The organism is Uliginosibacterium sp. 31-16 (assembly GCF_030730865.1).
In the GTDB taxonomy this organism is placed as follows: domain Bacteria; phylum Pseudomonadota; class Gammaproteobacteria; order Burkholderiales; family Rhodocyclaceae; genus Uliginosibacterium.
The window spans coordinates 176,078-188,511 of the sequence record NZ_JAVALZ010000002.1 but is presented as its reverse complement, the minus strand read 5'-3'; the positions used below and the strand labels follow the sequence as shown (position 1 = coordinate 188,511).

The window sequence follows — 12,434 nt, the reverse complement described above, 5'->3', positions numbered from 1 at the left end:
GATGAAACCGTCGGCTCCCCCGTTGCATTCATTCGGCCAGAACGGGCTGGCGTGATTTCCCCGTTTGCCTTTAGCATTCAGGCCTGATCTTCAATTTACGGGAACGTGCATGGAACCCAAACAACAGGCTGCTGTTCGTGCCGGTGTTCTCTCGCTCAACATCAATTCCAAGTCGGCCCTGTACGCGGCCTACATGCCCTTCATCAAAGGCGGCGGTCTGTTCATTCCGACTAACCGCAATTACGCTCCTGGTGATGAAGTCTTCATGCTGCTGCAATTGATGGATGACCCGTCCCGTCTGGCCGTCAAAGGCAAGGTGGCCTGGGTGACTCCGGCGAATGCCCAGAACAGCAAGACCCAGGGGATTGGTGTCCAGTTCGCGCCGGATGAAGGTGGGAACGTCGTCAAGGTGAAGATCGAGCAGGTGCTGGGCGGGGCCATTGGTTCCAGCCGTCCCACGCACACGCTTTGACTCCGCCCAGAAACCAAAATTGCCTTTGTCGATTTCGACTTGCCGTGCTCCAGCACTGTCGGCGTTGTGTCTTCGCGGCACTTTCGATTTCTGAACGGAGTATTCATTCCAGACCGGGCGCAAGCCCGGTTTTCATTTCAGGTGCCTCATGTTTGTAGATTCACATTGCCACATCGATTTTGAAGACCTCGCCGTGCAGGGCGATTCATTGTTCGAACGCATGGCGGCCGCGCAGGTCAGTCATGCAGTCTGCATCGGTGTAAGCATCGAGAATCTGCCGCGCGTGCTGGCGCTGGCCGAGAGCCGCGCCAACCTGTTCGCCACCGTGGGTGTGCATCCCGAGCATACCGAGGGAGAAGATCCGGACGTGGCGCGCCTGCTCGAACTCGCCGCGCATCCCAAGGTGATTGCCATCGGTGAGACCGGGCTGGACTACTACTGGCACAAGGATCAGCCGGAATGGCAGCGCGAACGCTTTCGCACGCACATCCGTGCGGCACGCCAATGCGCCAAGCCGCTGGTGATTCACACGCGGGATTCGGCCGCCGATGTGCTGCGCCTGATGGCCGAGGAGGGGGCTGCCGAAGTCGGTGGCGTGATGCACTGTTTTACCGAGACGCTGGCGGTGGCCGAAGCGGCGATTGCCCAGAACTTCCACATCTCCTTCTCCGGCATCCTGACTTTCAAGAACGCCGCCCAGATCAAGGAAGTGGCGGCGAGCATCCCGCTCGAGCGCATCCTGATCGAGACCGATTCACCCTATCTGGCACCGGTGCCTCATCGCGGCAAGCTCAACGAGCCTTCCTTTGTGCCGCATGTGGCCGCCGAAATTGCGCGTCTGCGCGGGATCAGCGTGGAAGAGGTGGCAGCGGCGACCTCCGCCAACTTCTTCCGGCTGTTCCGTCACGCGCAGGCCTAGCCTGAAGAACCACGCTGCGCTTTGCTGCGTGAGTAGATGCCTGAGGTGTCCGGCTGACGCGGTTCTTCGGGCGGGTGCTGCGCAGCGCCCGCGGGCATTGCCGAAGCGCTCCCGGTCGTGTGCCGCTGGCATACAATCTACCGGGTTCCGCCTGATCATGCACGACCGCTCCGGTCCCTGCGCGATTCGCGGGGGATCCCGGAGGTGCATGCGTGCAGCCGCAAAACCAAATCACCGCCCCGGTGCGTGAAGTCATCCGCGATGGCGAGAACGGCGAACGAGGGGATTTCTTCGATCCCGTTGCGCTTAGTCGCAAGATCCTTGCCGCCCTGAATGATCCGGGTTGGGGTCAGGCCCTGCGTGTGGCGGCACAGGCTAGCGCTCAGGCCTACCGGCTCGATGCCGGATTGCAGGGGTATGAGCTGCTGCTGGACCTGCCCCCGGCCGCGCCGGATCGTGCGCAGCAGGCCGCATGGAAGGTGGCGTCAGTATGAGCTCGCGTGTCGCCTCCGTTTCGGCAAGCCGCTTGCAGGCTCGCGCGGTGTTCAAGCGGCAAAGCTTGTCTGCTGAAGACCCTCTCCCCGTGGGCATCAGCAGCATGGCTACCGTGAAAGCCGCGTCCTGCCTTGCGCAGCGGGCAGCCTGCCTGAAGAGGTCCGCCCCATGCGGCTTATCAGGCCACCACATAGCCCAAGGCCTACACCCCATTCATCATTCGGCGCAGGCCCGCTCCATCCGGCAGCCTGCCTCAGCCTCACCCCTACACCTCTGTTTCAAGGAGATCGCAGCATGACTCGCCTTTCCGTTTTTCCGCGCCGCCTGCTCGCCCTGTTCATCGCCGTGCCGCTGCTCGCCGCCTGCGCCAGCAGCCCCACGCCTGCGCAGCAACGCGCCCAGGATGGCCACGCCCTGTTTGAAGACCGCTGCAAGAACGTGGCCGGCATCAAGATCTACAAGACGGTGGCGGAGGTGGAGGGCATCGTGCTGTTGAAGGTGAGGCCCAAGGCGAGCGACCGGGAATGGGCTGACCCGATGTGGGGCGGCGTTTGCGTTAGAGCGTGAGCAAGAGGGCTATATCTCGTCGTTTCTGGCGTATGAGCATTCGAGTTCCGACAAGCCGGTGACTCCGCGCACACGCGGCTATATCACAACGGATTATCAGCCGAATAATCCTTCTAATCTTCCCGGCTACCGCTACGTGGATGTGGTGGAGGAAGGGACGGGGAAGCGGGAGAGGTATTCGGGTTCGATGAAGGCTGATGGCAAGAAGGATATCAATGCCCCGGCAGTTCAGATTTACATGGCGCGCGATCCGAATTACGACCTGAATATTTATCGCTGGAAGCTTGAGCACAAGCCGGCGCCGGCGGACGGGCCGCGCTATGGGGTGACGTATGAGGATCACGTGATTCCCGAGGAACGGGCGCTGGGGCTGGCGAGCAGCACGGTGAAGGTGCTGGACCTCAAAACCAATGAGGTGTTGGGCGAGATGACACGTTACGCGTGGACCCCGGCCAAACCCAACTCAGCCAACCCGACGCCGTGGCTCGCCGCATACAAATGCCCCGGAAATCCCGTCGGTGCCGATACGGCAACCCGTACTTTTGTTGATCAAATTCTGCTGCCGCGCAAGGACAAGTAATCATGAGCACTCTCGATATCGCTACCGCCTATAAATACGTCAACTTGCAGATGGCGGCGGAAGCTTTGTATGGATTTGATGCAACTAAGGAGAATGCCAATCTGATTCCCGGCAAAACAACTGATGTGCCGGATATCGATGAAAGCATGCTGAAGTTGGGCAACCTCCACGCCTCCAAATTCACCGAAACGCAGGCGGCGGAGTTTTCAGAACTGTGGGAAGTCGTCGAGCATAAATCTAATACCACCACGGGCTTCTCCGGCACGCTGCTGCGGGCCAAGCAATCTCGTCCCGAACTCGGTATCGTGAAGGACGAACTCGTCCTCTCCATGCGCAGCACCGAATTCATCGACGATTCGGCGCGCGATAACAAGGCCACCAACGATCTGGAGATCTCCGGCACGGGCTGGGCGATGGGCCAGATCGCCGATATGGAGGAGTGGTACCAGACGAGCCTGAAAGACAAGATCGGCACGAGCCAGCTCTCCGTCACCGGCTACAGCCTGAGCGGCCATCTGGCCACCGCTTTCAATCTGCTGCATCAGGACGAAGCGCTGGTCAAAGAGGTCTACACCTTCAACGGCGCGGGGGTGGGCACGCTGGCTGGCATCACCGGCTCGCTCGCCACGGCCGATGGGCGAGCCGCGCTCACGGCGATGGTGACGTGCTTCGACGCCCTGCGCGGCAACAGCGGTAACACAGGGGTCATGCATTTGATCGTTCCCACGCTCTGCGTGGGAACGCCAGACCCGGCGCTCCTGCGCCAGCTTTTTCGTTCGCCGAACGGCGCATAGCGCCGGATGGCTGCTTTCGAACGGGCTTCCGGGGGCGTAAAAAAGCGGCCCGCAGGCCGCGTTTGCGTGCTGAGGTTAGTGCTCAGGCTTGCAGTGCTTCCGTGCGGTGGGATTGCACCACTTGCAGCAGCTGGGTGAAGACCTTGGGCGTGCCGGCGACCAGATTGCCGGTCTTCAGGTAATCACCTTCACCGGCGAAATCGCTGGCGAGCCCGCCAGCTTCGGTCACCAACAGGACGCCGGCGGCCATGTCCCACGGCGCCAGACCGATTTCGAAGAAGCCATCGGTGCGGCCGCAAGCGGTGTAGGCCAGATCCAGAGCGGCGGAGCCGGGGCGGCGCAGGCCGGCGGTCTTGCCGGAGAGTTCCTTGAACATGGCGAGGTAGGCGTCCATGTTGTCCATCTGCTTGAACGGGAAGCCGGTGCCCAGCAGGCATTCCTGCAGCTTCACGCGCTTGCTCACACGCACGCGGCGGTCGTTCAGGAAGGCGCCACGGCCACGGCTGGCGGTGAACAGTTCGTTGCGGGTCGGGTCATAGACCACGGCCTGCTGCACGATGCCACGTTCGGCGAGCGCGATGGAAATCGCGTATTGCGGGAAGCCATGGATGAAATTGGTGGTGCCGTCGAGCGGGTCGATGATCCACTGGAACTCGCTCTCACCGCCTGTGTCACCGGACTCCTCTGCTAGAATCGCATGCTCCGGGTAGGCGTCGCTGATCACCTCGATGATGGCTTGTTCGGCGGCGCGGTCGACTTCAGTCACGAAGTCATTCGGCGATTTGCTGCGCACCTCGATCTTGTCCAGATCCATGGAAGCGCGGTTGATGACAGTGCCGGCGCGGCGAGCGGCCTTGACGGCGATATTCAGAATTGGATGCATGAGCGTCGGGTCTCGTGAAGGCGGCAGGCAGATTTCTGCGTGCGCCACAGGAAACCGCGCATTATATATGGCTGAAGCCCTCTCTTTGAACCGATTTCGTGTGGTTTTGTCACACCCCAGCCATCCCGGGAATATTGGTGCGGTCGCCCGCGCCCTGAAAACCATGGGTTTGAGCCGGCTTTATCTGGTCAATCCACGCAGTTTTCCCGACCCCGAAGCGGAAACCCGGGCCTCTGGCGCCACCGATGTGCTGGCCAATGCCACGGTCTGCAACTCGCTGGAGGAGGCGCTTGCCGGCGTCAGCATGGCGGCAGCCTTCACTGCGCGCCGCCGCGAGCTGGCCCTGCCCATGCAGTGGGCTCGCCAGGCTGCCGGCACGCTGGCCGAGGCTGCACAGCAGGGGGATGTGGCGCTGGTCTTCGGCAACGAAACCTATGGCCTGTCGAACGAAGAGCTGGCGATCTGTCAGCTGCCGGTGATGATTCCGGCCAACCCTGAATACAGCTCGCTGAATCTGGGTGCAGCGGTGCAGCTAATGTGCTACGAGCTGCGCATGGCCACGCAGGACCTCGGCGAAGCTCCCGCCAGCTTCGGTGAACTGGCGACGGTGGACGAGGTGGAAAACATGCTCGGCCACTTCCAGACCGCCATGACGGCCAGCGGCTTCTTCAACCCGGAGAATCCCAAGCGCCTGATGCCGCGCCTGCGCCGCATGTTCGGGCGCATCCATCTGGAGCGTGACGAGGTCAACATCCTGCGTGGCATGCTGGCCAGCTTCCAGTTCCCCGAGAAATTCCGCAAACGGGACTAGAACTTGCCTTGCAACGCTTAGAATCCGTTTTCTGTCGCATTCCCTCCACGAAGAGTCCTTTCATGTTTGCCCACCTCCGCGAAGACATAGCCAGCGTACTCCAGCGCGATCCTGCCGCCCGCAGCAAGCTCGAGGTGCTGCTGTGTTATCCGGGCCTGCATGCGCTGGTGCTGCATCGGCTGGCGCATCGCTGCTGGCGGGCGAAGTTCTTTCTGCTGGCACGCTTCATCTCGTATTTCTCGCGCTGGCTCACCGGCATCGAGATCCATCCTGGTGCGAAGTTCGGCCGGCGGGTGTTCATCGATCACGGCATCGGCGTGGTGATTGGCGAGACGGCTGAAATTGGTGACGACTGCACCATCTATCAGGGCGTGACCCTGGGCGGCACCTCGCTGTATCGCGGCGTGAAGCGTCACCCGACGCTGGAAGCCGGGGTGGTGATCGGCGCCGGCGCCAAGGTGCTGGGCGGCTTCACGGTCGGCGCGGGGGCCAAGGTCGGCTCCAATGCGGTGGTGATCAAGCCGGTGCCCGCGGGCGCCACGGCAGTGGGCAATCCGGCGCACGTGCTGGAACCCAGGGCCGAGCGCGAGGACAAGCCGGATTTCTCGGCTTACGGCGTGACGCGCAACATGGATGATCCGGTCTCCAAAGCCCTGCATGCACTGCTCGACCATGTCGCCGAGCAGGACAAACGCATCGATGCGCTGGCCACCCGGCTCAAGGATGCCGGCCTGTGCGTCGAAGGCGATACCAGCGCCAAGACGCCGCTGGACTGCGACTACCTGAACAGGATTGTGGATTGAGCATTCCGGAGACCCGCTTGCAGCCTTGATCTGCGGGCAGGGTGGTCTGACAGGTCCGCGCTGCACAGCTCTTCAGGCAGGGTGCTTGAAGAAGTCCGCTGGATGCGGCTTGCAGGGCCATTCATGGATCAAGGTCCAGCACGCCCATTTCGATCTCCTGAGTGCCTTGCCAGGTGCCGGTGAAGGCCGGGCTGTGGATCTCGCTGGCGGAGCTGACTACGCGCGAGAAGCGCTCCACCTCGATGGCCGTGCGCCGGGCGTTGAGCCGGAGGCCCGCCAGATCCAGACGCGCCTTGTCGGCGTGGATGGCGATCTCGCCGCTGATTTCGCCGGCGGTGGCAATCAGCTCTGAATTCACCACCTCCAGCGCGCTGCCTTGGGTGGCCTTGCTGCCGATTCGCACGTTGAGCATTTGCGTGATGCTGTCGCGGATCACGATGCGTTCCGCACTCAGGTTCTGCAGCTTTACGGCGTTGCAGCCATCAATGATCACTTCGCGGAAATGCCCGCTGTAGAGGCGATCGGTCTCGCCGCTGCAGCGCAGATCGGCCAGCGCGCCGGAGGGCGCTTCAGGCAGGCGTGCGGGCTGTGGCTCGGCGCTCAGCGCACGCTCAAGCTGGGGAATGAAAATCTGCACGGTGGCCAGATCCATCGGCGTGTGCTCCACGCCCGGCATCGTCAGCAACTGGGCGCGTGGCAGGCGCCAGGCGAGCATCTGGCCGGTGCGTAGCGGGGCGACGGGGTCGGCTTCACCCCAGATGATCCAGGTCGGGGTCTGCAGTTTCGGGATGTCGGCGCTGAAGTCTTCCTCCACCAGTGCCATGCCGGCATTGGCATTGGTGCGCTTGGCCATCACCGAGCCCCAGACGGTTTCATTCACGCTGAGAATGCGCGTCGGGTCGGGAAAGCTAACGATCTTCTCGACCGCGGCGTTGCCGAAATCCTTGATCCGGGCCATCGCGCCTTTCAGAAATGCCGGCATCTGCTCGACCGCCATCGGCACCCGCGCACTGTATTTGACGAAGGCCGTGCGGTGCAGGATGCCGGCGGCATCGACGAGGATGAGCTTGTCGAGCTGTGCCGGGTAGCTGGCGGCAAAACGCAACGAAACCGCGCCGCCCATGGAGTGCCCGACGACGATGGTACGCCCCCTGGCGTGACGGCTGATCACGCCGCTCAGCACGCGCGCATAGTTGCTCGGCGAATACTTGCCGTTCGGGCTGGTGGAGTAACCAAAACCGGGAAAATCAAAGCTGACGACGTGGTAGCGCTGTGCAAGCTGTGGCATCACGCTGATCCAGTCGGTGAAACCGTTCTGGCCAAGGCCGTGCACCAGCACCAGGGTTTGTGGATTCTGCCGGCCGGCTTCCACAACCAGCATGTCGCCACCGAAGACCGGATCGTGCTCGGTGGTGAGCAGCCAGTCCGCCGGCAAGCGCTGGCGCAGGGCGTCCAGCGTGAGGAGCTTTTCCTTGCAGTAGTCGCAGGCGGGGGGCGGCAAAGCCGGAGCGGACTGGGTCTGGGCATACCCCTGACTGGCGCAGAGCAGGGCGGCTGACAGGATCAGACAGCGCAAAGACGTCATGGAATGAGCATTTCGTGCGGCATGGAAACGCGATAGTAGCGGATCCATGCAACCCGGGGCTGCGCTGGGTCATGCCCGTAGACCCGCGCACGGCAAGGCTTTTCAGCCTGCCTGCCCGGAGAGACAGGTGGGCGGCGGCAATCCGGGCATGTGCCTGAAGCCTTGCATCTGGTCTAATAGCGCGCCTGAACCCGCACATCATTCCTCTGCAGCGATGCCAGCAGTTCCTTTCCGCCGCCTCTCGGTCTACTACTTCTTCTACTACGCCTTCATCGGCATTTTCATGCCGTATTTCGCGCTGTATCTGCAGAGTCGCGGTTTTCCTGCGGCGCAGATCGGCCTGTTGCTGGCTGTGATGCAGTGGATGCGCCTGCTCGCACCCAATCTGTGGGGCTGGCTGGCAGATCGTCTGGGGCGCCGCATGCCGGTGCTGCGTATTGCGGCACTGATCTCCATGCTCGGCTACATGTGCATCGGAGTATCGGACAGTTTCTGGGCCATCGCCGCTGCGCTGGCGGTGATGGGGTTTTTCTGGACGGCGCAGAGTCCGCTGGCCGAAGCCACCACCTTCGGGCACCTGAATGGCCAGCCCGGTTATGGTGCGATTCGCGCCTGGGGCTCTTTCGGCTTTGTGGTGTCGGTGCTCGGCACCGGCTGGTGGCTGGAGCGCGCCAGCATTGACTGGGTGGTGCACGGCGGGGTGGGCATGCTGCTGGCGATCGTGGCTTCCTCACTGCTGGTGCCGGAGGCGCCGCGCCGCGATGGTGAACGGGTGACCGGCGGTCTGTGGCCGCTCGTGCGCCGGCCGGAGGTGATGGCCTTGCTCGCCTCCTGCATGCTGATGACCGCAGCGCATGGCGCCCTGAATGTCTTCTACTCGATCCATCTGGTGGCGGCCGGGTACAGCAAGAGCCTGGTTGGTTTGCTGTGGACGCTGGGGGTGCTGGCCGAAATCCTTGTGTTCATGCTGGCGCCGCGCCTGATGGCGCGCTTTGCCCTGCGTCACCTGCTGCTGTTTGCGCTGGCCGTGGCGGCGCTGCGCTTCGCGCTGATCGGCTGGGGCGTGAACTTCATTGTCATCGTGCTGTTGATGCAATTGCTGCACGGGATTACGTTCGGTGTGAATCATATCGCCTCGGTGTCGGCGATCAGTCGCTGGTTTGCGGGGCCGCATCAGGCGCAGGGGCAGGCGCTGTATGGCAGCATTTCGTTTGGTGCCGGCGGCATCATCGGCAGCCTGGTCAGTGGCTGGCTGTGGGATAGCGTGGGCGCCGGCTGGACCTTTACCGCCAGCTCCGGTTTCGCCCTGCTGGGGTTTGGCGTGTTGTGGTGGGGCCTGCGCGCCCATCCGGAAAACCGTGGAGAGAAAACTCATGCGTAAGAATCTTGGCCCGTGGACCTGGGCCGTCACTCTGGCGTGCGCCGCCGTGGTGGGGTGCCAGACCGTGCAGACCACCCAGCCTGGCGTGGTGGGCGTGTCGCGCGAGCAGCGGGTGTCGCCGCTGATCAATCGCGCTGAGCTCAACCAGCAGGCGGGCCTGCAGTATCGTCAGGTGCTCGGCGAAGCGCAGAAAAAGCAGACGCTGAACAGGGATGGCGAGGATGTGGCACGAGTGCGGCGCATTGCTGACCGGATCATTCCGCAGACCGCCGTATTCCGCCCCGAGGCAGTGAACTGGAAGTGGGAAGTGAATGTGATCAGCTCCAAGGAGCTGAATGCCTGGTGCATGCCCGGCGGCAAGATCGCGTTCTACACCGGGCTGATTGACGGGCTGAAAGCCACGGATGACGAACTGGCCCAGGTGATGGGCCACGAGATCGCCCACGCCCTGCGCGAGCACGCCTGGGAGCGCGCCTCGAAATCCGCCACCGCCGGACTCGGTCTGTCCATCATCGGTATCGCTCTGGGCGCCGATCAGGGCCAGATGGATCTGGCCGGGCTGGTCTACAACGTGACCTTCGAGCTGCCCAATTCGCGCGAGCACGAAACCGAGGCGGATCGCATCGGCATCGAGCTGGCCGCCCGCGCCGGCTACGACCCGCGTGCGGCCGTGACACTGTGGCAGAAGATGGCCAAGGCCAACGATGGCGCGCCGCCGAAATGGCTGTCGACCCATCCGGCGCACGAAGATCGCCAAAGCGACCTGAAAGTGTACGGTGACAAGGTGATGCCGCTGTACGAACAGGCCAAGCGTAGTGGGCGGGCGGTGCTCTGAAAGCCGCATTCCGCCTTGCTCTTCAGTGCTCATGCCTGAAGAGCCTTGCTGCAGGCGGCTCTCCGGCTACTTCCTCAGGAGAGGTTTGAGCACCGGCCAGAGATTCTGGATGATCAACGGCTGCGCGGCGCTGGTGGGGTGCAGGTTGTCGCCCTGAAACAGTTCGTCACGCTGCGCGAAGCCTTCCATCATGAAAGGCAGCAGGGCGGTTTTGCGCTCTTTGGCGAGTCCGCTGAAAGTTTCCTGGAACTTTGTGGTGTAGACCGGGCCGAAGTTTGGCGGCATGCGCATGCCGATCAGCATGACCTTGGCGCCCGCACTCTGGGTGGCACGAATCATGGCGTCCAGATTGCTGCGCATGGCAGGCACCGGCAGACCACGCAGACCGTCGTTGGCCCCCAGTTCGATGATCACGACGGCCGGCTTGTGTTCGGCCAGTGCTGCGGGCAGGCGGGTCAGGCCGCCGGCGGTGGTTTCACCGCTGATGCTGGCATTGACGAGCTTGTACCGGTAGCCTTCGCCTTGCAGTTTCTGCTCGAGCAGAGCCGGCCAGGCGGTTTTCTGATCGATGCCGTAGGCCGCCGAGAGGCTGTCGCCCCAGATCAGCAGGGTGGCTGCAGAAGCGCTTTGAATGGACATGATTGCGAACAGGATGATGATGCTGCGAGCCATGCAGGAAAACTCCGGGCCGGTACTGGCCGTCAAGAATATCGGTAAATCCGTGGCGCTCGCCGATGGCGGCACGCTGGACATATTGCAGCAGATCGACTTCAGCGTCGATGCGGGAGAAACCGTGGCGATTGTCGGCGCCTCAGGCTCCGGCAAATCCACCCTGCTCGGACTCCTTGCCGGGCTGGATGTTCCCAGCTCTGGCAGCGTGCATCTCGGAGGCGTGCCGATTTTCGGCCTCGACGAAGACGCCCGCGCCGCACTGCGCGGGCAGATGATTGGCTTCGTGTTCCAGTCCTTCCAGCTTCTGCCCGCACTGACAGCGCTGGAGAACGTGATGATGCCGCTGGAACTGGCCGGCCGGGCTGGCGCGAAAGATATCGCGCAGCAGTGGCTTGCCCGTGTCGGGCTGGCCGCACGCCTGAGCCATTACCCCAAGCATCTGTCTGGCGGCGAGCAGCAGCGCGTCGCGCTGGCAAGGGCTTTCGCCATGCAGCCGGCGGTGCTGCTGGCTGACGAGCCGACCGGCAATCTCGATGGTGCCACCGGGCACCACATCATCGAACTGCTTTTCGAGCTCAACCGCGAGTCTGGCACCACGCTGCTGTTGGTGACGCATGACGAGGAACTGGCCAGCGCCTGCGGGCGCAGCATCCGGTTGCGTGAAGGGCGAATGATGACTGCCTGAAGAGCCGCGCGCAGCCTTGTTCTTCAGCCCTGGATGGTACGTATCAGGGCGGGCAGGCTGAGTGGCAGGGCTTGCTCGGGCAGGATGGCGTCGGGGTCGGGAATGGCGGGTTCGGTGGCGAGCACGACAGCGTGCTCGCGCCAGTCGATCAATTCCATGCTGCCGTCGAAGTGCTCGACAATCGCGGTACAGCTATCCACCCAGTCGCCGCAGTTGATGTATTCGATGCCTTGAATCGTCTTGATCGTAGCCGCGTGAATGTGGCCGCAGATCACGCCATCGACACCGCGTTCGCGCATGCCGCGCACCACCGAGTCCTCGAAGTCGAAGATGAAGCTGACGGCGGTCTTGACCTTGCGCTTGGCGTAACCGGCGAGTGACCAGTAGCCGGGGATGTTGAGCCGGCGGCGGATCATCGACAGCCAGCCGTTGATGCGCACCAGTGTGTTGTAAGCCACATCGCCGAGCACGGCGACCCAGCGGTGGTGACGGGTGACCTGATCATATTCGTCGCCGTGGATCAGCAGATAGCGTTTGCCGTTGGCCGTAGTGTGGAGGTATTCGTGGCGCAGCTCGATGTCGCCGAAGTTGATGCCGCAGTGTTCGCGCAGCGCCTCGTCGTGGTTGCCGGGCACGAAGACGATCTTCACGCCCTTGCGGGCGCGGCGCAGGAGTTTCTGCACGAAAGTGTTCTGCAGGTTGCTCCAGTGCACCCCGCGGCGCATGGCCCAGAAGTCGATGATGTCGCCGATCAGGAAGATGTTTTCCGAATCATGATGCCGCAGGAAAGCGAGCAGGGCGTCGGCCTGGCAGCCACGGGTGCCGAGGTGGATGTCGGAGAGGAAAATCGAGCGTACTTGGGGCATATTGTTTTTGTAAGCAGGGCGGTTTGCCTGCCTGCGGACATTACGCGGCCGATGTGACAGAACAATGACAGCTGTCATCGGGCTGA

General features: G+C 62.8%; 15 protein-coding genes. 11 read left to right on the top strand and 4 right to left on the bottom strand.

The window, feature by feature from the left end:
• Positions 1-109: 109 nt before the first annotated feature.
• The 6 genes from Q9Q94_RS08650 to Q9Q94_RS08625 all read left to right on the top strand — a co-directional run bounded on the left by Q9Q94_RS08650 (position 110) and on the right by Q9Q94_RS08625 (position 3,827).
• A complete protein-coding gene (locus tag Q9Q94_RS08650; protein WP_305979661.1) occupies positions 110-472 on the top strand; it encodes a PilZ domain-containing protein in 363 nt (120 codons plus the stop codon).
• A gap of 148 nt (positions 473-620) precedes the next feature.
• On the top strand, positions 621-1,391 hold the full coding sequence (locus Q9Q94_RS08645) for a TatD family hydrolase (RefSeq protein WP_305979660.1): 771 nt from the start codon (positions 621-623) through the stop codon (positions 1,389-1,391).
• A 212-nt stretch (positions 1,392-1,603) separates the two neighbouring features.
• Positions 1,604-1,885, top strand: coding sequence for a hypothetical protein (locus Q9Q94_RS08640; protein WP_305979659.1), 282 nt, complete (start codon positions 1,604-1,606; stop codon positions 1,883-1,885).
• A gap of 295 nt (positions 1,886-2,180) precedes the next feature.
• Positions 2,181-2,453 carry a hypothetical protein gene (locus Q9Q94_RS08635; RefSeq protein WP_305979658.1) on the top strand — a complete coding sequence of 91 codons (273 nt, stop codon included), beginning with the start codon at positions 2,181-2,183 and terminating at the stop codon, positions 2,451-2,453.
• A gap of 58 nt (positions 2,454-2,511) precedes the next feature.
• On the top strand, positions 2,512-3,033 hold the full coding sequence (locus Q9Q94_RS08630) for a hypothetical protein (RefSeq protein WP_305979657.1): 522 nt from the start codon (positions 2,512-2,514) through the stop codon (positions 3,031-3,033).
• Positions 3,034-3,035: 2 nt separating this feature from the next.
• On the top strand, positions 3,036-3,827 hold the full coding sequence (locus Q9Q94_RS08625; RefSeq protein ID WP_305979656.1) for a hypothetical protein: 792 nt from the start codon (positions 3,036-3,038) through the stop codon (positions 3,825-3,827).
• An 82-nt stretch (positions 3,828-3,909) separates the two neighbouring features.
• On the opposite strand, the gene Q9Q94_RS08620 is transcribed toward Q9Q94_RS08625, so the two are convergent.
• Entirely contained in the window at positions 3,910-4,710 is an 801-nt protein-coding gene (locus tag Q9Q94_RS08620) for an inositol monophosphatase family protein (protein WP_305979655.1), read from the bottom strand.
• Positions 4,711-4,777: 67 nt separating this feature from the next.
• Between Q9Q94_RS08620 and Q9Q94_RS08615 the strand changes: the two genes are divergently transcribed.
• Both Q9Q94_RS08615 and cysE read left to right on the top strand, forming a co-directional pair.
• Entirely contained in the window at positions 4,778-5,521 is a 744-nt protein-coding gene (locus Q9Q94_RS08615) for an RNA methyltransferase (RefSeq protein WP_305979654.1), read from the top strand.
• A gap of 62 nt (positions 5,522-5,583) precedes the next feature.
• The gene (gene cysE, locus Q9Q94_RS08610) at positions 5,584-6,324 is read left to right on the top strand and encodes a serine O-acetyltransferase (RefSeq protein WP_371929834.1); all 741 of its coding nucleotides are present in this window, start codon (positions 5,584-5,586) and stop codon (positions 6,322-6,324) included.
• Positions 6,325-6,445: 121 nt separating this feature from the next.
• Here cysE and Q9Q94_RS08605 read toward each other — a convergent pair whose 3' ends face one another.
• Complete coding sequence (locus Q9Q94_RS08605; protein ID WP_305979652.1) at positions 6,446-7,909, bottom strand: alpha/beta fold hydrolase; 1,464 nt, start codon at positions 7,907-7,909, stop codon at positions 6,446-6,448.
• Positions 7,910-8,123: 214 nt separating this feature from the next.
• Between Q9Q94_RS08605 and Q9Q94_RS08600 the strand changes: the two genes are divergently transcribed.
• Together Q9Q94_RS08600 and Q9Q94_RS08595 are read left to right on the top strand one after the other, a co-directional pair.
• Positions 8,124-9,290 (top strand): MFS transporter, encoded by a 1,167-nt coding sequence (locus Q9Q94_RS08600; protein ID WP_305979651.1) that lies wholly within the window; start codon positions 8,124-8,126, stop codon positions 9,288-9,290.
• Positions 9,283-10,125: a M48 family metallopeptidase gene (locus tag Q9Q94_RS08595; protein WP_305979650.1), complete on the top strand. Its 843-nt coding sequence runs from the start codon at positions 9,283-9,285 to the stop codon at positions 10,123-10,125. The genes Q9Q94_RS08600 and Q9Q94_RS08595 overlap by 8 nt, the downstream gene beginning before the upstream one ends.
• A gap of 66 nt (positions 10,126-10,191) precedes the next feature.
• On the opposite strand, the gene Q9Q94_RS08590 is transcribed toward Q9Q94_RS08595, so the two are convergent.
• Complete coding sequence (locus Q9Q94_RS08590) at positions 10,192-10,797, bottom strand: arylesterase (RefSeq protein WP_305979649.1); 606 nt, start codon at positions 10,795-10,797, stop codon at positions 10,192-10,194.
• On the opposite strand from Q9Q94_RS08590, the gene Q9Q94_RS08585 reads away from it, so the two are divergent.
• The gene (locus Q9Q94_RS08585) at positions 10,784-11,482 is read left to right on the top strand and encodes an ABC transporter ATP-binding protein (protein ID WP_305980271.1); all 699 of its coding nucleotides are present in this window, start codon (positions 10,784-10,786) and stop codon (positions 11,480-11,482) included. The genes Q9Q94_RS08590 and Q9Q94_RS08585 overlap by 14 nt on opposite strands.
• A gap of 23 nt (positions 11,483-11,505) precedes the next feature.
• Here the strand turns inward: Q9Q94_RS08585 and Q9Q94_RS08580 are convergent, their stop codons facing one another.
• A complete protein-coding gene (locus Q9Q94_RS08580) occupies positions 11,506-12,348 on the bottom strand; it encodes a UDP-2,3-diacylglucosamine diphosphatase (RefSeq protein WP_305979648.1) in 843 nt (280 codons plus the stop codon).
• Positions 12,349-12,434: the final 86 nt, after the last annotated feature.